General features: G+C 70.3%; 2 protein-coding genes. Both read right to left on the bottom strand.

Going from position 1 to position 20,480, the window contains the following annotated elements; translation table 11 throughout:
* Window positions 1–11: 11 nt before the first annotated feature.
* Window positions 12–1,649: a ShlB/FhaC/HecB family hemolysin secretion/activation protein gene (locus ABKA19_RS11525; protein ID WP_353689024.1), complete on the bottom strand. Its 1,638-nt coding sequence runs from the start codon at window positions 1,647–1,649 to the stop codon at window positions 12–14.
* On the bottom strand, window positions 1,649–20,251 hold the full coding sequence (locus tag ABKA19_RS11520) for a leukotoxin LktA family filamentous adhesin (RefSeq protein WP_353689023.1): 18,603 nt from the start codon (window positions 20,249–20,251) through the stop codon (window positions 1,649–1,651). Before ABKA19_RS11520 ends, ABKA19_RS11525 begins: the two co-directional genes overlap by 1 nt.
* Window positions 20,252–20,480: the final 229 nt, after the last annotated feature.

Here is a 20,480-nt window from a genome sequence, read left to right as displayed (position 1 = left end):
GCGACGGGCGCTCAGCGCACGATGACCTGCAGCAGCACTTGGCCGCTGTCCTGGTCCGGGACGACGTCCTTGAGCGCGCTGGCGGCGACCAGGCTGGCGCTGAAGTGGCGGTTCCAGTCCACGTTCAGGCCCAGCCCCGCGCCCTGCAGGTCCACGTCGCGCGTGCCCAGTTCGGTGGCCAGGCCGTAATCGTAGAACGCGAACACCTGCCAGCGCCCGGCGAAGCGGCGCGAGAACTCCAGGTTGGTGGCCACGCCGCGCGGGGCCGAGATAACGCCCGGATCATAGCCGCGCACGCTGGCGATGCCGCCGAGCTGGAAGTACAGCGATGCCGGCAACTTGGCCGGATCGCTGGCGTATTGCCACTGCAGGCGCGCGTTGAAGCCCCAGTCCTCCCCGATCGCCCGGTTGAGCAGGCCGCTGCCGGCCAGCAGGGTGTAGTCCCCGCTCTCGCCGCTGATGTCGTTGTCGGCCGAGGCCAGGCGCACGCGCTGGTCGTAGCGCACGTACCAGGGGCTGCCCCGGTACTCGACCGTGCCCGAGAGGAACGCCTCGCCGGTGTCGGTGTCGCTCAGCGACTCGCCCTCGACCGTGGTTTCGGCGGCCTGCCACATGTAGCCGCCGCCGGCGCGCAGCAGCCACTCCGGGCCCAGCCACCAGGGATGGTCGTAGCCGGCCGAATAGACCTGCGAATCGCCTTCGATGTCCAGGTCCGCGTACGGGCCGTCGGTGACGGCCATGGTGTTGGCGCCGGCCTCGACCCAGACCACGCCGTTGTGGCGGTTGACCGGCCGCGAGTAGCGCAGGCTGCCATAGGTCGAGTCCCGGGTGCCGACCACCAGTGCGGTGAAGCTGTCGGCCGCGCCGGTGGGCGAGAACCAGGTCAGGCTGCCGCCGAGTTGCTCGCGGCCGCTGCCCTGGTTGCCGTAGTTGTTGGCGAAGCCGAGCCACTGCAGGCGCTCGGGCTCGTGCGCCTGCAGGGTCACGTCCGACGTGCCGAAGCCGCGGCCGGGCGACAGGCCCGCGCTCACCTGCGGCCCGGGCGTGGTGGCATTGAAGCGCTGGATGTCGGCCATCAGCTTCGGGCTGTCCAGGACCTGTCCGCTTTCCAGCGGGATGCGGCGGTCGTAGAACCCCGGATCGACCCATTGCCGTCCCTGCCACTCCACCTGGTCGACCTTCGCCTCGACCAGCACCACGCGCAGCTCGCCGCCCTCCAGTTCCTGCGGCGGGATGACCGCGCGCGCGGTCAGCTGGCCGGCCTTTTCGTACAGCGCATTGATCTGCGCCAGCAGCGCATTGAGGTCCGACAGCCTGATTTCCCTGCCCAGGTAGGGCTGGGCCAGCGCCTCCAGCTCGGACTGCTGCAGGAACACCGACGCCGAGAAGCGGATGCGCTGCAGGACGAAGACGACGTCCTGGTCGGGCAGCGCCTGGGCTTCGATGGCTTCGCCCCTCAGCGCCGGCACCTGCACCTGCCGCGCCCGCTCCTCCATCTCGCGCTGCCGCTGCTGCTGCTCCAGCTGTTCGCGCTGCAGCACCGGGCTCGCCTGCCCCGGCAGCGTCGGCGCGACCTGCGCCAGTGCGGTGCCGCAGACGCAACCCATCGCGACCAGTACCGCCAGGCGCACCCCCCATTCCTTCACCATCACAGCATCGCTCCAAGGTTGCGGCTTTCTTCCTTTGCTTCGACGGCGGGGCCGTCGGACCACCAGGTCAGGTCCTGATCGCCGGACGCCGGGTCCGCACCATCGCCCTCCAGCTGCATCCGCGAACCGGCCGGGGCCGATCCCCACGACAGCTCCCAGCCTTCCGGCGCCTCGCCTGCGGTGAACATGAACGCATCCAGCTCGCCCAGGCGCTGTTCGGTGAACGCCGCCGACAGGTGCTGCTCGCCGTAACGGGCGCCACTGTTGCGCTGGAACTCGAGCAGCGCGTCCAGGTGCGAGGCCTGGAAGTTGGGCACCAGCACCTGGTGGGTGTAGGCGCGGTGGAGGACGTACGCGTTGGTCGTGGTGACCAGCCCCTCCTGGCGCAGGTGGAATGCCTTGTCCAGCTCGTACAGCTGCACGTCCGCGCCGGCCTGGTACGCCGGCGTGGTGTTGTCCATCAGCACGTTGGCATTGGCGGTGTGCAGGCGCAGGCGGTCCACGTGCTGCGCATCCTCGATCACCACCTGGTCGGAGGTGGTCCGCAGGGTGCCGTCGACCACGAACAGCCGCGGCACCAGGATCGCGCCGGCGTCGATCACCGCATCCAGGCGCGCGGCCGCCGGCGAATCGATGCCCTGCACCCACAGGTTGAGCGCGCCGCTGCCGGTGTGCCGCCCGTACAGCTCGATGTCGCGGCCATGGAGCGCCGCGGACGCGCCGAGGTTGGCGTCGCCGACGTGGATGCGGTTGCCCGAGTGGATCTCCAGCGTCTGCGCCGTGGCCTGGTCCAGCCATACCGTCGCCTCGCTGGCAATACCATGCCGCCAGCCGGCGTTGAGCACCGCCCCCTGCCCGGCCGAGAGCACGCGGCCGCGGGTGTCGAGCAGGCTGTCCAGGTAGGCCTGGGTGCCGGCGAGCAGTTCGTCGAAGGCGATGTCGCCGGTGCCGGCATGCCAGTCCTGGCCGCCCCCGCTACGGCTGCTGCCGACGTGGATGAAGCCGCGGCCGAGCAGGTCGATGTTCTCGCTGGCCAGCAGCGAACCGATGCTCAGGCTGCCACCGTCGACGGCGATGCTGCCGGCATCGGCCTGCACCGCCGCCACGTCGACATCGCCGCTGGCCACCAGGCTGACCTGCCCCAGCATGGGCTGGCCATCGTGCGCGCCGCGCGAGCGGATCACGCCGCCGCTGGAAATGCCGCCGCCGCGCGCCAACAGGTCGATGTCGCCGCCTGCATCCACGCCCTCGTCCAGGTTGATCCCGCCACCGGCGTTGACCAGCACGTTGCGCCCGGCCTTGATCCCGGCCAGGTCGACGTCGCCGCCCACGTTGAAGGTCAGGTCGCGGCCGGCTTCTGCGATGCCGTCCACGTCGAGGTCGCCGCCGATGCCCACGGTCAGGTCCTTGCCCGCCTTGAGCGAGTAGGTGCCACCGAAGCGCACTTCGGGCATGTCCAGGTCGCCGCCGGCAACGATGCCGACGTCGCCATGCGCTTCCACCAGCAGCGCATGGATGTCCTGCGCGGCCTGCATGAAGACGTCGCCCTGCAGGCTCTGGATCCGGCCCAGCCGCATGTTGCGGCCGATCAGGGTGACGCTGCCGTCGGCTTCGGCGTTGCCGCCGTACAGGTCGCCATCGGTTCGCACGAGGATGTTGCCGCCGGACTTCAGGTGCGCGGTCGACAGGCCATCCACCGCATGCGGATCGGCCGGCGTGCCGAAGTGGATCTCGGCCAGCGAGCCGTCGGCGGCCCCCAGGGTCAGGTTGCCGCCGCTGTGCCCGTGCTGGATCCGCAACGGGCCGCCGGTCACCTGCATGTCCAGGGTCGCCGCGGCGTCGGCAGCATCGACCTCGATGCTGCCGGCGACCAGGTCGATCCGGCCCGCCGGCGTGGCCAGCGCACCGGCCACGAACTGGCGCCGGGCCTGCAGCAGCAGGTCGCCGCCGCGGCTTTCCAGCCGCTGCAGGTCGGCGCTACCGACATCGAAGCGCGCATCCGCACCGGAGGTCGCAACGCCGCCGGTCCAGTCGCCCGCGCCGGCCACGTCCAGCTCGTTGCCCACGGCCAGTTCGCTGTAGGCCAGCTGGCCTGCGGCGCCGGTGTGGCGCAGCACCGCGTCATGGCTGACGTCGGCGCGGCCCAGCGCCAGGTTGTCGGCTACCGCCAGCGACAGGTCGCCGTCGATGCCCAACCGGTCGATGCGCGAGGCGTTGCCGGCGCTGATCCGGGTGGAGCGCGCGTCCAGCGTGCCCAGCGACAGGTCGCCAGCCAGGGTCACATCGACTTCGCCAGCGATCGTGGCCTGCTCGACCACCGCATCGCCGCCGTCGAGCTGCCAATCCCCGCCCACGACCAGCGTGTCCATGCCCAGGCGACCGGCCTGCTGCGTCGCGTTGCCCTGGATGGTCGCCGCGACGATGTCCGCCTCGCCGGCATCCAGCGTCCAGTCGCCGCCCACGCTCAGCTGCTGCTGGGTCAGGGTGCCGGCGGTCTGCCTGGCATCGCCCGCGATGTCGGCCGTGCCGAGCACCGCAGTGCCTGCATCCAGCATCCAGTCTCCACCCACCGCCAGCTGCTGCTGGGTGAGCACGTCCGCGGTCTGGGTCGCATCGCCCTGCACGTCGGCGGTGCCGATGTCGGCGGTTGCCGCTTGCATGGTCCAGTCGGCGCCCGAACGCAACGCGCCCACGTCGAGACCGCCGGCGACCTGCATGCGGGTATCGCCGGTGGCGCTTTCGGCATCGCCCAGCGCCAGGTCGTCGGCCTTCAGGTCCAGCGCGCCATGCGCATACAGCGCATCGATCGACACCGCGCCGCTGCCGTCCAGGGTCACGTCGCCGCCGCCGCTGCGGACCTCGTCCAGGCGCACGTTGCCCAGGGTGGTCAACCACTGGCTGGCGGCGCTGGCCAGGCTGCCGCCGCCGATGCCGCCGAGCAGCTTCAGGTACAGGCTGCCCGGGATGCTCGCGATGTCGAGTCGCTGCCCGCCGACGGTCACGTAGCGCGTGGCCCGGCCGATGTCGCCACCCGCCGCACGCAGCCGCAGCAGGTCCATCGCGCGCCACTGCGCGCCGTCGTGCGCGGCCTGGAGCGAATAGGCCTCGATGTCGATGCTGCTGCCGGCCGCGGTGGTTTCCACGTCGCCCAGTTCGGCGTCGCCATCGACGCGGGCGAAGATGCCGTCGCGTGCCACCAGCGACGTGCCGGCCTGCATCCGCCACAGGTTGTCCAGATCCAGCGACAGGCCACCGACGCTCCAGTCGCCGTACTGCCACAGGTCCGCGGCCTGGCCGATGTCCAGCAGGCCGCCGACCTGCACCCCGTCGAAGCGCAGCACGCCCGGCAGGCCCAGCGCACCCTGCAGGCCGCCGATCCAGGCGTTGCCGCCGATGTCCAGGTTGATCCGGTCGGCCAGGCCGCCGGTCCCCAGCTGGATCCGCGACAGGCTGTCGCCGGCGTTGCCGGTCACCCACAGGTCGATGCTGCCGCCCAGCAGGTTCTCGCCGAACTGCGTGGACGCGGTCAGGTTGCCGAGCACGCGCAGGCGCACCGCGTCGGTGCCGGTCACGCGCTGGATGCTCAGGTCGCCGTGGTTGACCAGGTCCACGACCTTGCCGCGCGCGGTCAGGTCGCCGCCGATCTCGGTGTGCAGGCTGCCGTCGCCGCCGGAAGGATCGCCGCCGATCGTGCCGTTGGCCGCCTCGAGCACCACGTCGTGGCCGCGCACGACCACGTTGGTCCCGTTGGCGCTGCTGATGCTCCCGTCGGTCTTGATGTGGATGGTGTGGCCGTTGACGTCGTAGATGTTGAAGTCGCGATCGCCGCCCAGGTACACGTCGCCGGTGGCCGTGGCGCGGATGTCGCCCGCGGCACGCAGGTTGACGTCGTCGCGCTGGACGATGCGGATCAGGGTCGGGTTGGCGTCGTCGTCGAAGTAGACGTCGTCGTACTCGGCCGAGGCCAGCGCGGCGCGCTGGGCGGTCGTCAACGCGCCCGGGCCCTGGCTCAGGTCGATGACCACGTCCTGGTCGAGCAGGCGGCCAATCCGGTTCGCCTCGAGGGTGACATTGCGCGCATCGATGTTCATCGTCTCGACCCGGCTCGACCCGCCGCTGCCGCGGTTGAGCAGGCTGGCCGAAACCGAATAGCGCAGTTCGTCCTCGGTCCAGTGCGAGGTGGACTCCAGCGCGGCCAGCTCGGTGCCCGACAGCGCGTACTGGAAGCCGGACGCATAGGCGGTGCCGCCGAACTCGGCGTTCCACTTCGCGTACTCGGTCCGCTGCTGCGCCTGCGCGTCGGCGATGCGCGCATCGCTCCAGCCCAGCGCGCGCATCTGCGCGACCTGGGCGGCGCTGAAGTCGGCCTGCGACGGATCGTAGGCGTCGGTCACCCAGTTGCCGTTGACCTGCTGCAGGTTGCGCAACTGCCAGTAGCGCGCGTAGCGCTGGTTGCCGGCGCGGACCAGCGATTCCTTCTGCAGCGCCAGGGCATCATCGGCTTCGTCGCCGGTGAGGCCCATGCCCGCCCACAGCTCGCGCAGCTGATCCAGGGTGCGCTCGTCATAGGTGAGGTCGGCGTTGCCGTCGAGCAGGTCGCCGTTGCGCACCTTCAGGTGCACGTCGCCGCCGGCACGGACGGTATCCAGCCACAGGTCGCCGTTGGTCTCCTCGACGAAGACGCCGCCCACCGCGTCGGCGCGGAACAGGGCGCGTTCGTGGCTGCCGGTGTCGATGCGCAGCAGGTGGCTGTCGCTGCCGATGCTGCCGTGGGTCGAGGTCAGACCGATCGATGCGCCGGTCACCGCCGCGCCGCTGCTGCTGGTGATGTCGCCTTGCGCCACCACCTGCACGTCGCCGCGGGCCGCTTCGAGACGGGTGAAGTCCAGGCCGCCATTGACCGCATGCAGGTTGATGTCGCCATGGCTGCTGTAGGCAGACAGCGTGTCGCCGACCTGTACGCGCAGGGCCTGGTCGACACTCCCGATGCCATCGCGCGCCTCCAGCTCAAGGCGGTTGGCCGCGGCGACGACCGCATCGTTGCCTTGGGTCAGCGCGCCCTCGGTGACCTTCACCGACGTCCGGCCGCTCTCGTTGAACAGCGAGCCCAGCAGGGTCACATTGCCCTTCGAGGTCAGGTCGATCAGGCCGCTGTCATAGCCGATGAAATCGATCCCGATCGGCGCATCGGCCAGCACGGTGTAGCGATCGATTTCCTTGAGGCCCATCTGGCTGATGGTGGTGCGGGTGGTGCGGTAGACCTGGCACCAGATGAAGTGCTTGAGGCAGTAGCCGCCGTTGTAGCGGTCGATCTGCTCCCAGCCGCTGGTCTGGTAGGTCTGGTCGCGCTGGGCCATGACCTGGCCTTCGCTCGTGAGCCATACCAGGTAGGGCTGCAGCGCGCTGGCCGATGCGTTACCGGTGGCGATCGCGTTGCTGTAGGCGTCGATCAGGGCCTGCGCCCCGGCAAAATCGCCCGCCGCGATCAGCTGGGCATGGCGCAGGATGACCGCGGTGTAGTCGATCCGGTAGGCATTGCTCGCGGTGCCCATGTACTCGGCACCGTCGATCGGCGTGCTCGCGCCACGCACGGTGTTGTCGCTGAGCACGGTGCCGTCGCCGGTCGGGATGAATCCCCAGAACTCGTCCCAGTATTCGACCTTGGTGCGGGTGTCGGTGCGGTCGCGGCCCTGCAGCCACACATAGGTGCGGCCATCGGTCGTATCGTAGGTGGCGGTGCGGCCGGACGTGCTTCCCTTCAGGAAGCTGTCGTTCACCCGGATCTCGCTGCTCCACCCTTCGTAGCGCTGCACCTGGCCGTTGTCGTAGGTGTAGATCGTGGACCAGGCGCGGTCGTCGCCGGCCTGGCGGGCCAGGTCGTTGATCCGCAGCTGGCCCTGCACGCCGCTGCCCAGGTCGATCCCGGAGATGGTCAGGTCGCGGATGGTGTTGTTGACCACCTTGACCTGGCTGTAGCCGTCCAGCACCCGCAGCTGGCCGTTGCCGGTGCTCAGGATGTGGCCGGTCAGTTCCATGTAGCCGCCACCGATATCGACCTGGTCCAGGACGATGCTGTCGGTGCGGAAGTCGTAGCTGTAGCCGATCCGTCCCAGCCGCGCGTCGGTGGTTGCCAGCTGCACCACCGCCGGGCCGCCGGCCCTCCAGGCCGCTCGCAGCGTTTCGAGCGAGCCGAACGCGCTCTCGTCGATCACCACCGACCAGTCGGCCACGCCGCTCTGGACCAGGCCGTTGATGTTCAGGTACAGCGCGGTGATCACCACGTTGTTGCCGGCCACGGTGGCCGAGGCCGCCGGGCTGAGCGTGGAGCCGTTGTTGTTGTAGGCCGGGTCGCCGCCGATGTGGGTGAACCCGTCCATGTTGTTGAGGACGAAGTCCTTGCCCGCGCTGATGTTCAGGCTCTGGCCGCGGATGTCGGCATTGGCGTAGATGCTGCCGTAGGAGGCGGTCAGGTCGATGCTGCCGCGGCGGTTGCTGATCTTGCCGTTGATATGGATGTCCGGCGCCGGCGCCTTCAGGCCCGAGCCGTCGACCTGGCCGGTCGCCGGGTTGTAGCTGTTGATGACCGAGATCACCGGCGGCGGCGAGTTCTCCGATGTCTGGATCGAGCCGAAACCGGCGGCCAGGCCGAAGCGGTTGGCGGCGTTGATGTCGCCGTTGCTGCGCATCCTGGCGCCGTTGAACAGCACCTGCCCGCCCTCGCGGTCGGGGATCTCCAGGCCCTGGATGTCCAGGAACATCGAGCTGGCATTGGCGATCTCGATCCTGGCGTCGCCCGGAGCGCTGAGGCTGCCGCTGCCGATCAGCGCATGGCCCTTGACGTGGATGTTGCCCGGCCGCGCCAGGATCGGATCGACCTCCATGATCCATACCTTCAGCTGCGACGGCAGGCTGACGCCGCTGCCGGGATCGCCGCCCAGGTCGGCATAGAGCTTGTCCAGGGTGCGGGTCAGCAGGTTGAGTTCGGCCTCGAAACCGGAGCGCTCGATCGGCGACAGGCCGTAATCGGCCAGGCGGCTGCGCAGTTCGGCGATGCGGTCGCTGATCAGCTGCGAGTAGTTGCCCTCGCGCACCGACCAGGTCACGTCCTCGCTGGCGTCCACCACCGGGACCACGGTCAGGTTGCCGGTGGTGCCGGCGTTGATGGCGCTCAGGTCGGTGACTTCGACCCCGTCGATGAAGTACTTCAGGCCGCTCACGCGCAGGTGGCGCTGGCTGTAGACGCCGGCATCCAGGCTGCCGTTGGCGGTGACCACGGCCAGGCCGCCGTTGACGGTTTCGCCGCCGGTGATGTCCAGCGACAGGCCCAGCGCCTTGCCGATGCCTTCGCGGTACAGGTCCTTGCCCACGCCTTCGCCGGTGAGCACCGAGTAGCCGGTGCCGGCATAGGCATGCACGTCGCCGACCGCCCGCCCGGCGCTGCCCGAGGCCAGGTTCACGCGCGAATCGCGCTGGTACCAGGCCACCGCCTCGGGGTCGTTAACGACCGGGAAGGCGGTGTTGTTCCACAGGTCGGTGCGCGCGGTCAGGGTGGCCTTGTTCATGGCGCCGGCCACGTCGTAGCCGGCCAGGAACTTGAGGTCGCCGTACGCAAACAGGTCCACGTCGCCGACATCCACCGTGTAGTTCGCGTCGACCTTGGCCAGGCTCTCGCCCATCGCCGCACCGGCCAGGCCCCAGGTCTTGGCGTTGGTTGCCGTCTCGATGTCGTAGCGGCCGCTGGCCGACAGCACCAGGTCGCCGATGCTGTACAGGTCGCTGCCATTGCCAACCGACGCCGTGGCATCGGCCTGGCGCACGTCGACCTTCGACTCGGCGTCGGCGATGGCGATCGCGCCGCCGCTGTCGAGCTTGACCCGGTCGCGCGCGTAGACGTCGTTGTAGGCCTGCACGATGAGCTTCTGGGGGCTGCGCCAGTCGCCGGACAGGGCCAGGTCGACGTTGTCGCCGATGGTGCTCTGCGCGTCCAGCCACAGTTCCGACACGCTGCTGGCCGCGGCCGCGTCGAAGATACCGCCCGAGCCGGATTGCACGTTGTAGTTGGCGCTCCAGCCCTTGGTCGCCTTGTTGCGTGCATCCTGGTTGTAACTGGTGGCTACCACGTCCGAACCGCCCAGCAGGCGGGCATGGGTGTCGAGGTCGATCGTGTTCTTCGCCCATGAGCCGCTCATGCCCAGCACGGCGGCGCTGGTACTGTCGACGAAGGCGTTGAACGTCGACTGGTGCAGCGCCGACAGGTTCAGGTGGCCGAGCTGCGCTGCTCCGCCGCCGGCGCCGCGCGCGTACAGCTCGGCGCGGGTGGTGCTGTCGTCGCGGGTGGTGGCGCTGGATGCCGCACCGCTGACCAGGCCGCCCTGGCCGGCCGAGGCTTCGGCCAGGTTGTCCACGGCAGCGCTGGCGCCGATGTTCATGCCGGCATAGCTGCCGGAGAACAGGCCGTTGACCAGCGCCTCGGTGGTCGCGTCGGCGGTGGCTTCAGACACGTGCGCGCCGAGCGTGATCAGGCTGCCGGCGCGCCCGGTGGTCCATGCGCGCTGGCGGGTGTCCGTCGAGGCGACCAGGTTCCAGGTGCCGCCCTTGCCTTCGAACTCGACGTCGCCGGCACTGGTGAAGCGGCTGCTGCTGGTGTTCCTGGCGGTGGCGACAACGGCATTGACCGCCACGCCCGCGCCACCACTGACGCCGTAAGCGGCCACGCCGGCGCTGTTGCGGTCGGCGTTGAGGCCGATGCGGCTGGCCAGGGTGGCGTCGCGCGCGGCCAGGTGTGCGCCGCTGCGCAGGTCCAGGCTGGCGCTGGCGGTGCTGTCGGCCACGGCGACCGTGCCGCCGGCCGAGAGCAGGCCGCCTATTGCCACGCCCTCGCTGTAGATGTCCACGTGCGGGCGCGCTTCGGCCACCAGCGACAGCGAACCATCGGCGGAAACCTCGGCGTTCTCGCCGACAGTCAGGCGCGAGTCGCTGTCGTCGCGGGCGACCATGATGGTCGCGTTCACGCCGGCCAGGATGCCGCCGGACCCACCCCGCCCGAGCAGGCTGACCGCCGACTCGGAAACGCTGGCCAGGTCGATGTCGGTCGCCTCGAGCGCGGTGCCCGAAGCGACATCCAGCGACACGTCGCTGTCATGCTTGGCCACGCCGATCACCACGCCCGCGCCGGCGGCGCCGCCGACATTGGCGCCCAGCGCTTCCACGCGCACGTCCTGCGCGTCGCGCGCGCGGCCAGTCAGCGTGCCGGAGGCGTCGATGTCGCCGCCCAGCGTGGTCGACACGCGGTTGTCCACGACCGCCACGCCCACTGCCGCACCAGCGCCGACGAAGCCGCCGGCCGCGCCGCTCTCGGCCTTGACGGTCACCGCCGGGGCACTGCCGAGATCGAGCGACTGCGCGGTCACCGACACGTCGTTGGCCTGCAGGCTGCCGCCGAGCACCTCGGCCTTGACCTGCGCGTTGGAGAAGGTCAGGCCCATGCCGATGCCCACGCCGGCCAGGCCGCCGACGGCCACGTTGCCGGCCAGGTTGCTCGACTCCAGCCGGTCGCTCGCGTTGACGCCGGCATCGCCGCCGGCCACCACCGTGCTGCCATTGATGCGGGCCACGGTCTCATGCTTGTAGCTGGCCGGGGCTGAGGACTGCAGGCGGTCGCTGCCGGTGGCCTTGCTGCTGCTGTTGAGCCTGTCCTTCGACGACGAGTCGGTGACCGTCACCTTCTCGTACTGCTGGGTCGTCGAGTTGTAGACGAAGTCCTCGTAGGTGATGTCGCCCACGCGGTCGTCGTCGCCGATGCCGTCCAGCGTGGCCAGGGTGCCGTTGCCGTCCTTGTTGAGTTCGCCCATCGGGTCGAACGACTCGCCTTCCTCGTTGACCTGGGTCGAAGCACCCGAGCCGAGCACCAGCAGGCCGATGCTGCCGCCCAGGGCGAATCCGGCGCCGCCGGATCCGGTCACGGTGTTCATGGTGACATCGGTGCTGCGCTGGGCATCGACCCCCACGTCGCCACTGGAATGCACGCTGCTGTTGTCGAGCAGCGCGCGCGTGGCGCTGTTGGCGACCAGCACGTTGGCGCTGGCACCCACCGACAGTCCGCCGGCCGCGGCCGAGCCCACGGTGACATCGGCCTGCAGGCGGTCGCTGGCGTCAATGTCGAGATAGTCGATGCGGTTGCCGGCCGAACCGAAATCGGCCTGGCTGGCGCCAGCCTCGGTCACGGTCTCGACGATCGCGATGGTCGCCGTTCCGGCGACCGCCGCGCCGCCACCGGCCACGCCGACGCCGAGCATCTGCAGGCGCGTGGTGTTGTCGGCGGAAATGTCGACGCCACCGGCGTCGATCCGGGTGTTGATCGCCGAACCGGCGGTGCCCAGCGGCTCGCCGATCCAGGCGCGGGTGTTGCTCTGGTTATAGACCATGCCGAAGCCGGCGCCGAGCGCACCGGCGCCGGCGGCCAGGGTGGCCACGTTCGGCGCGATCACCTGCAGCGCCGAGGCGTCGACGTCGAGCGAGCCCACGTCGAGCTGGCTGCCGCCGCCGACCAGCGCCTCGGTGGTGCCCTTGAGGATGCTGATCTGTGCCGCGGCCGCAGCACCGACCACGCCGCCACCGGCGGCGGCGACCACGCTGCTGGCGTACTGGGTCGATTCGGCCTGCACGCTGGTGTCGCCGACGCTGTCCAGCGTCGCCCCGCTCACGCTGGCACGCGTGGTGCGCTGGTTGACCAGCACGTCGACGCCGGCACCCACGCCGGCCCAGCCCGCCGACACACCGAGGCTGGCCTCGTAGCTCGCGCTGAAACCATGGCTGGCCGCGCCCACGTGCACGTCCTGCGCGCTGCCGGCGCCGGCCGCCTGGTTGATCTTCGCCGAATCGATGTAGGCCTCGGTCGCGCCACCGAGCACGCTGGTGTTGAACAGGCCCGCCACCGACGCGCCGCCCAGCGGCACCACCGAGACGGCGGCCGCCAGCGACAGCTGGCCGACCTGCTGCAGGCTGCTCGCCTGCACCGCCAGGCCGGTGAAGCTGCGCTGGCCGATGCCCAGGTTGGGCGCCGGGTTGAACAGGTCGCCGCCCACCCACTCCTCGTCGTCGCCGTGGTTGGCCTCCACCGCGGACTCGTCGAACCATTCGCGGTCGTCCAGCGGCGCGTTGAGCAGCTCGCCGCTGTCGATGGTCATCGTGTCGCTGCTGCTGAGCCCCAGCGCGCTGACCTCGGTGGCCGCGCCGCTGATGTACGCCTCGGTCTCGGTCTCGATCAGGTTGACCGTCACCGAAGCGCCTACCGCCACCGAGCCGGCACCGGCGATGCCTGCACCGATGCCGAGGATGGCATCGTGGTTGCTCGCGCTGATGCCGACGTTGTGCTGCGCGGTGACCTTGGCGCCATTGCTGACGTGCGCCTTGCTCTGCGTGGTCACCAGGTTGGTGGCCACCGCGGCGCCGACCCCGGCGCCGCTGCCGCCGCCGCCACCGACGGCCACCGACAGGATGTCGCTGGACGAATCGGCGTCCACCGCCAGGTTGGTGACGTTCCAACCGCTGCCACGGGTGCCGGTCAGGGCCGCTTCGATCTCGCTGTCGATCCGGTTGATGGCGGTACCGGCGCCGGCGCCGGCGCCGCCGGCCACCGCGACGGCACCGGAGATCGCGTTGATCTCCGAGTCGTCGGTGGCGCGCACGGTGACGTTGCCCGCATTGCCGCCGCTGTTCTGCACCAGCGCGCCGGTACGCGCGCCGATGTTGTTGCTGGTGTTGGAGAACGCGCCCGCGCCGGCGCCCGCGCCCGCGCCGGCCACCGCCAGGGTGTCGATGCGTCCGCTGGTGGAAGCCAGCACGTCGACCGCGCCGCTGCCCACCGACAGGGTGCTGTCGATGATCCTGGCCTCGCGCTTCTGGCCGATGGTGCTGATCGCCACCGCGCCGCCGACCGCGGCGCTGCCGCCGCCCTGGACGTTGCCGGCGAGGGTCTTGATGTCGGCATCGCCGCGGGTGACCTCGACGCTCACCGAATCGGCCGAATGGACGGTGCTGTTGTCCAGCAGCGCCGACTCTTCGCCTTCGACCACGTTGACCGCGATCGAGGCGCCGCCGGCGAACGTCCCGCCACCGCCGCCGCCGACCGCCGCCGAACGGATATGGGACGCTCCGCCGCTTTCGATCTGCAGCGCGCCGTCCAGGGTCAGGCTGGCATCGGCCACTTCGGCCTGGCGCTTGGCCAGGATGATGTTGTTGGCGTTGGCCACGCCGATGGCGACGCTGCCCGCGCCGCTGACTGCGCCGCCCAGGCTCCAGATCGTGCGGTCGCCCTCGGCGGCCGAAACCTTCAGCGACCCGGCATCGATGCTGCCGCCTTCCACCGCGGCGCGCTCGGTGCCTTCCAGGACGTTGCTGGTCGACGAACCGTTCACCGCGACGTTGCCGGCGCCACCGCCGGCCACTGCAATCGCGTAGATGTCCTGGTCCGCGCCGGCCAGCAGCGATATGTCCCCGAAGCCGGCGATCGTGTTCGCGGCATCGTTGCGCACCAGCGCGCTGCGGTCGGCGCCGATCCGGTTGACCGAGATCGCGCCGCCTACCGCATTGCTGCCGCCGCCTTTGATCGAGCCCGTCAGCGAGGCGATCATCAGGCCGTCGCCGGCGCTGGCATCGAGCTTCAGCTCGCCATCGGCCCGGGTAGTGGTGATGTCGCTGTCCTCGACCAGCACGGTGTCGCTGCCGTCGATGTTGTTGACCACGATCGAGCCGCCGACGCCGTTGCTGCTGCCGCCGGTCGCGTCCACGGCGAAGCCCCAGATCTCACCGTCCAGCGAGGACGCCAGGGTGGCGTCGCCACCCAGGTTGACCGTGCTGCCGCTCACCCTGGCGGTGCGCTCGGCATCGATCAGGTTGATCGCGACGGCACCGCCGACGCCGTTACCGCCGCCACTGGCGGCCAGGTTGAAGGCCAGCGACCAGATCTGCGCGCCCAGCCCAGGCTGGCTGGCGGTGATCGACAGGTCGCGCGCGTCGAGCGTGGCGTTGGTGAGCGCGGCGGTGGTGGTGTCGGCGATGCGGTTGAAGGTGCCGGCGCCGCCGATCGCCAGGTCACTCAGCGATACGCTACCCGACAACGCCGCGGTGATGACATGGGTCTGCTGGGCGGCGCCGATGCTGGCGTCGCCGGACAGGTCGTAGGTCCCGCCCTTGACCTCGGCCCGGGTGCCCTGCTCGAGGTCGTTGATGCTGAACGCGCCGCCCATCGAGCGCGAGCCGGCGCTTCCGGTGATGTTGCCGGCCAGCGAGTACGCGCCGCCGCTCTTGGTCGCGCTCACGCGGAGGTCGTTCGCTTCCAGAGGCTGGCTGCGCCCGCTCATGTCGACCGTGGCGGTGACCGTGCCGCGGGCGATGATGGCGGTGATCGAGCCGGAGGTGGCCGAATCGCCGTTGCCCAGCGCGCCGGAAACGGCGGCGGCCAGCGCCTCGGTGCTGTTGAGCGCATGGACGTCCAGGTCGCCGCTGAGGGTGATGTCGGTGTTGGCGACCGAGGCGGTGTAATCGCTGCCGGTGTAGATGCCGCCGGCCGAAACGCCCACCGCCTTGCCGTTGGACAGCGACAGGCTGCCGGCGATGCCCAGGATCGCCTCGCCGGCCGGCACGCCGTCGAACAGGCTGTGGGTGGTGCTGGCGTCCTCGTCGCCGCCGAACAGGCTGTCGTCGACCGACTGCTCGACCTGGATCCCGGCCACGGTGCTGCTGCCGTCCAGGTCCAGGCCCGAGCCGGACAGCGCGGTGGTGGAGGCGCTGTCGAACTGCGCATCGAGCGCGCCATGGCCGCTGGAGCTCCTGGCCAGCACCTCGACGTCGCCGCCGTCGAGTTCGGAATGGTCGGTGTCGTCGCTGCGGTCGACCTTCGCGCTCACCTCGTTGTCGACGATCAGCACGAACATCGAACCGGCACCGGCGGTGCTGTCGCTGCCCGCGGATACCGCGCCGGCGATCGCGCCGGCGAGCACCCGGGTGGCGCTGAACGCGCCCACGCCCAGCTGGTCGAACCCGTGCGCCTGGCTGCCGAGCCATTCGGCCTGCAGCGTGTTGCCCAGGTAGCCGATGACCAGCGATCCGCCGGCACTGGTGCCGCTGCCGGAGGTACCGGCGAACGCGCCGCCGCCCAGCAGCACGCGCGCGCGGTCGTAGGCCGAGACCTCGATGGACTGCGCGCTGCCGGCGTCATCGCGCTGGTTGACGATGCTGTCCACCACCGCCGCGCGGGTGGTGTTGGTGATCGTGCCGCCGGAGGCGGAGAAGCCCACGGCGGTGTTGTTGGTGCCGCCGGTGGAGACCGCCAGGCCCAGGCCCAGCGCGACCTGGTCGCCGGCACTGGCCGCCTGCACGGTCAGCGAGTCGCTGTCGTTGAAGGTGACGCCGTCGACCAGCGCCTCGGTCTCGTTGAACAGGTGGTTGTAGGCGATCGCGCCGGCCACCGCCGAGCTGCGGTCGGACTTCGGGCCGGAAGCCAGGGTCAGCGCGCCGGCGCCGGCGCCGCTGAACTGGTTGGTCTGGTTGAGCGCGAGCACGGTGACGTCGCTGCCCACGCCGGTGCCGCGCGGATCGATGGTGATGCCGCTGATCGCGGCGCGGGTGTTCTGGCCGGAGACGTTGATCGACGCCGATCCGGCGCCGGCGATCTGGTTCTCTGGCTTCTGTGCCGCCTTGCCGCCCTCCAGCTGGCCGGCGACCTTGTCCGGGGTCTGGGTCAGCGCATCCTTGATCTTGGTGCCGTAGTCGACCGCGGTGGCCAGGCCGTCGTACAGGCCGGCCTGGGCCAGGCCGAACTTGGCCAGCAGCTTGGCGCCTTCGCCGCTGAGCAGGTTCATCGGACCGGAATCGCCGCCGCCATCGTTGGCGGTGGCCTCGTCCTGCTTCTGCTGCTCCTGCTCGCTGCGCGCCAGCGCGCCAGCGATGCCGAACGCGCCGCTCTGGCCGGTGCTCCTGGCGTCGACCAGCATCTCGTCGACGCTCCAGTGGGCGTTGCCGGCGCCGGCGGCGCCGTCGCCCAGCGATTCCGGGCGCCACAGGTTGACGCCGTCGGCATCGGTGCCGTTGTTGTCGCCGACGGTGGCCTCCACGTCGGAGGTCAGTACGTTGACCGCCGCGCCGATGCCGATGCTGGTCTCTTGCGAAACCGCCAGCGCGCCGGCCGCGCTCCACAGGCCGATGTCGTGGCGGGCCGACAGGCCGACCTGGCCGGCCTCGACCTCGGTGCTGTTGTGGATCGAGGCATTGACGTTGGCGTCGACCACGCCCACCACCACCGCGCCGTTGCCGGCGGCGCTGGTGCCCTTGCCGGCCGAAGGGCTGATGCCGATGACCAGTTCGTCCTGGTGCGCGGAAACGTCGACCTTCTCCGACTGCACGGTGCCGTTGGCACCGATGCCGGCCACGCTGCGGTTGGTGGCCACCTGCACGTTCACGCCGCCGCCGACCGCCTTGCCGTCGTCGCCATCGGCGCCGACGTTGAACAGCGTCCACCACAGGTTGCCGGCGATCGACAGCTGCTCGACCAGGGTATCGGCCTGCACCGCCAGCGAGGCGTCCCAGTCCCACTGCAGGTTGCGCAGCGTCTCGCGGTCTTCGTCGGGCGTGCCCTGGTCGTCGTAGAACGGCGCCAGGCCCAGCAGCGGCTTGCTGCTCCACGCGCCGCCGTCGTTGGCGGTGCTGGTCAGGCTGACGTTGTCGCCGACCCAGGCGGTGGCATCGAGCGCGTGGTAGCTGACCGCGAACGAACCGGCCATGCCCAGGTCCTGGGCCTCGCTGGTCGAGTTGGCGTAGGAGGTGGAGATGCTGCCCGGGATTTCCGGCAGCCCGCCGGCGATGGTCTTCAGGTTGCCGAAGATGTCCGACACCGAGCTCCAGCGGGTGATGTCGCCCAGGTCGAGCAGTTGCTCGTTGCGCGCGCCCACGCCGATCCGCGCGGCGGTGAGGCTGCTGCCGTCGCCGACCAGCGCGCGGGTCTGCTGGCTGATCTGGTCGTAGGCAGCAGCCACGCTGATCGAGGTCTTGGAGCCGTCTTCCTTCTCCGCGTCGGCGTTGACCGTGCTGTCGGCGCTGTTGTGCATCGACGACTGGCGCTGCAGTGCCTGTACGCTCAGGTTGCCGGCGATGTCGATGTCCGGGGCGGCGCCGCCGCTGCCGACCACCGCCTCGGCTTGGTGGTCGGAGATCCCGATCGCCAGTGCCGAGGCCAGCCGGAACTTGCTCTCGGTCGGGGTGGTGTCCTTGTCGGCGCTGGGCTTCATGCCGAACAGCGACTTGACCTTGTTGGTCAGCGCATCGGTGACGCCCTTGACCTGGGAGCTGCCCATCACCTGCTTCTTCAGGTGGTTGAGCGCGTTCTTGCCGACCTGCACCGAGGCGCTGTTGCTCTGGCTGTGGACCAGGTTGGTGGCCGACACGGCCAGGTCGGTGGCACCCGACAGGTCGGCGTCGAACACCGCGCGGGTCTTGCTGTTGAACAGGGTCAGCGCGATCGACGGCCCGCCGGTGGCGCCATCGCCGATCGCCTTGAAGTCGGCGCTGTTGGACAGGTTCTGCTCGGTCAGCGCGGCCAACACGACGTCGCCGTCCACGTCCAGCGCGGCGCCCTGGGCGACCTTGGCCTCGGTGGTGATGTCGCTGTGGGCCATGCTGAAGGCGATGCCCATCGTGGTGAGCGTGTTGCCGTTGGCGTCGTGGTTGTTGACCGAGGTGGCCATCACGTCGAGCGTGTCGTCGCTCAACGCCCTGATGTCCAGGTCGCCGCCGGCGTCCAGATCGGCGCCGGCCTGCACGTCGACCTTGGTCGTGCCGTCGATCCGGCCATAGGCCAGGCCGAAGTTGAACGGCATCTTCTTGTTGACGATCGGCAGCGAGAAGGTCGAGGCCTGCACCAGGCGGGTGCTGTCGGCCTGCAGGTCGAGGTTGCGCGAGGCGTCGAGCACGGCGGTCGAGCTCACCGTCACGTCGGCGTTGGCGCGCGCGATCAGCACCGACAGGTAAGGCAGCAGGACGGTCAGCTCGCTGTAGTTGGCCGGATCCAGGCCCAGCAGGCCCAGGTCGCTGACCCGCTGGTAGTCGACCGACTCCTGCAGGGTTTCGAAGATCTGCGTCCAGGCCGCTTCCTCGCCCAGCGTGCCCACCAGGTTGGAGACGTCCGACGCCAGGTCGCCGGTATTGAGCAGGTTGTTGAGGATGTCGGCCGACACGTGGGCGTTGGCGGCCGCGCGCAGGCTGACGTCGCGGCCGGTGATGCTGCCGTCGACCTTGATCGAGCTGGTCGCCTCGGCGTAGCCGGCCATCTGCCGGTCGAAGGCGAACGCCCGGACGTCGACATCGCCCGCTTCGCCGGTCCCGGTGCCGGTGTGTCCGGCATCCAGCGCCGCGCCGGCGGCGATCGCCACGTCGGCCTTGCCCAGCTTGGCCTGCAGCAGCGGGCTGGCCTGCGTGGTCAGGCCGTCGGCCAGTTCCTCGATGGTCTGCGCGTCGCCGGCGTCGCCGCCGCAGAAGGTGCAGCTGACGTCGCTGTAGGCGTGCAGGGTGATGTCGCCGGCGCTGCCATTGCCGCTGGCGCGGGTCACCACCGACGAGGTGCCGGAAAGCTGGATCGAAGGCGCTTCGAGGGTCACGTCGCCGCCGTGCAGGCCCGCGGCGCCGGCGGTGGTGTCGATCCGCCCGCTGCCCTTGAGCTCGATGCCGCGTGCGGCGGCCACCTGCACCACCGCGCCGGAGTTGTCCTCCATCAGCGCACGCAGCGCACCGCTGACCTCCACCGTATCGTCGGCGACGATCCTGATCGAGCCGTCCTTGCGCACGGCGGCGCTGACGTCCAGGCTGCCATTGGTGTTGACCGTGGCGTCGAACACCTTCGCGCCGGCATTGACCGCGCCGGCAGAGGCGACGGTGGCCGATGCGGCGAACAGGTCGATGGCGCCGGCGCTGTTGACGAGGCCGCCGATGGTCGCCGTCCCGTTGCCGCCATCGTACTTGCCGGCCAGCAGGTCCAGCGCCAGCTGGTCGTAGTCGGCGCTGTCGGTGCCATTGGCGATGCGCAGCAGCTCCTGCATCTTCGCGCTGCTGGGGGTGGTCACCAGCAGGCTGCCGACGTTGATCACGCCGCCGGAATTGACCACGAAACCGTGCGAACTGGCGAAGAAGATGTTGCCGCCGATCCTGCCGCTGGACTCGAGCAGGCCGTTGAGCGTGCCGTTGATCGTCGGCGCGCTGCCGTGTACCAGGTTGACCAGGTTGTTCGCGCCGGTCGGCACGTACAGGTTGACGGTGTTGCCGGTGTCGACCATGAAGTGGCCGAACGAGTTGAAGCCGGTGTCGCCGCGGACCGTCGAGGTCCTGATGTCGGTGACGTTTGGGTTGCCGCCACGCGGGGTGATCGTGGTCGCCGTGTCGGTGACCCCGGGGCTGCGCTCGGTCAGGGTGATGTTGTTGGCGGCGAGCGCTGCGTTGGGCAGCGCGCCCCAGGTCGCCAGCAGGGCCATGGTCAGGCGGTTCGGCTTCAGCGCCTGCACGGTGGACGCCGCGCGGGAACCGTGGCGGGACGTCCGGGGGTGGCCTTTGCTGTTCATGTCGTTTTCTTCCCGATGACCAGGCGCGTGCGCCTGCGATGGCGCGCGGCCGCCATGGCCGCGCGGAAGTGCGAGCGAGGGGTTTTTTTCAGCGGATGCAGGAACCGCAGGCCGGGTCCGGTCGCGGTCCGGCGCGGTCGAGTGCCGCGACGGCAGGCCAAAGGACGCGCGCCTGGCGGGGCGCGGCGCGGCGGGCAGTCGGATTCGGCCTTGCCACGCCTTCCCCAGC

Origin of the sequence: Pseudoxanthomonas sp. Soil82, assembly GCF_040446535.1 — a bacterium.
GTDB classification, from domain to species: Bacteria; Pseudomonadota; Gammaproteobacteria; order Xanthomonadales; family Xanthomonadaceae; genus Pseudoxanthomonas; species Pseudoxanthomonas kaohsiungensis.
The sequence above is the reverse complement of the archived record's forward strand: the minus strand, read 5'-3'. Positions and strand labels throughout refer to the sequence as shown.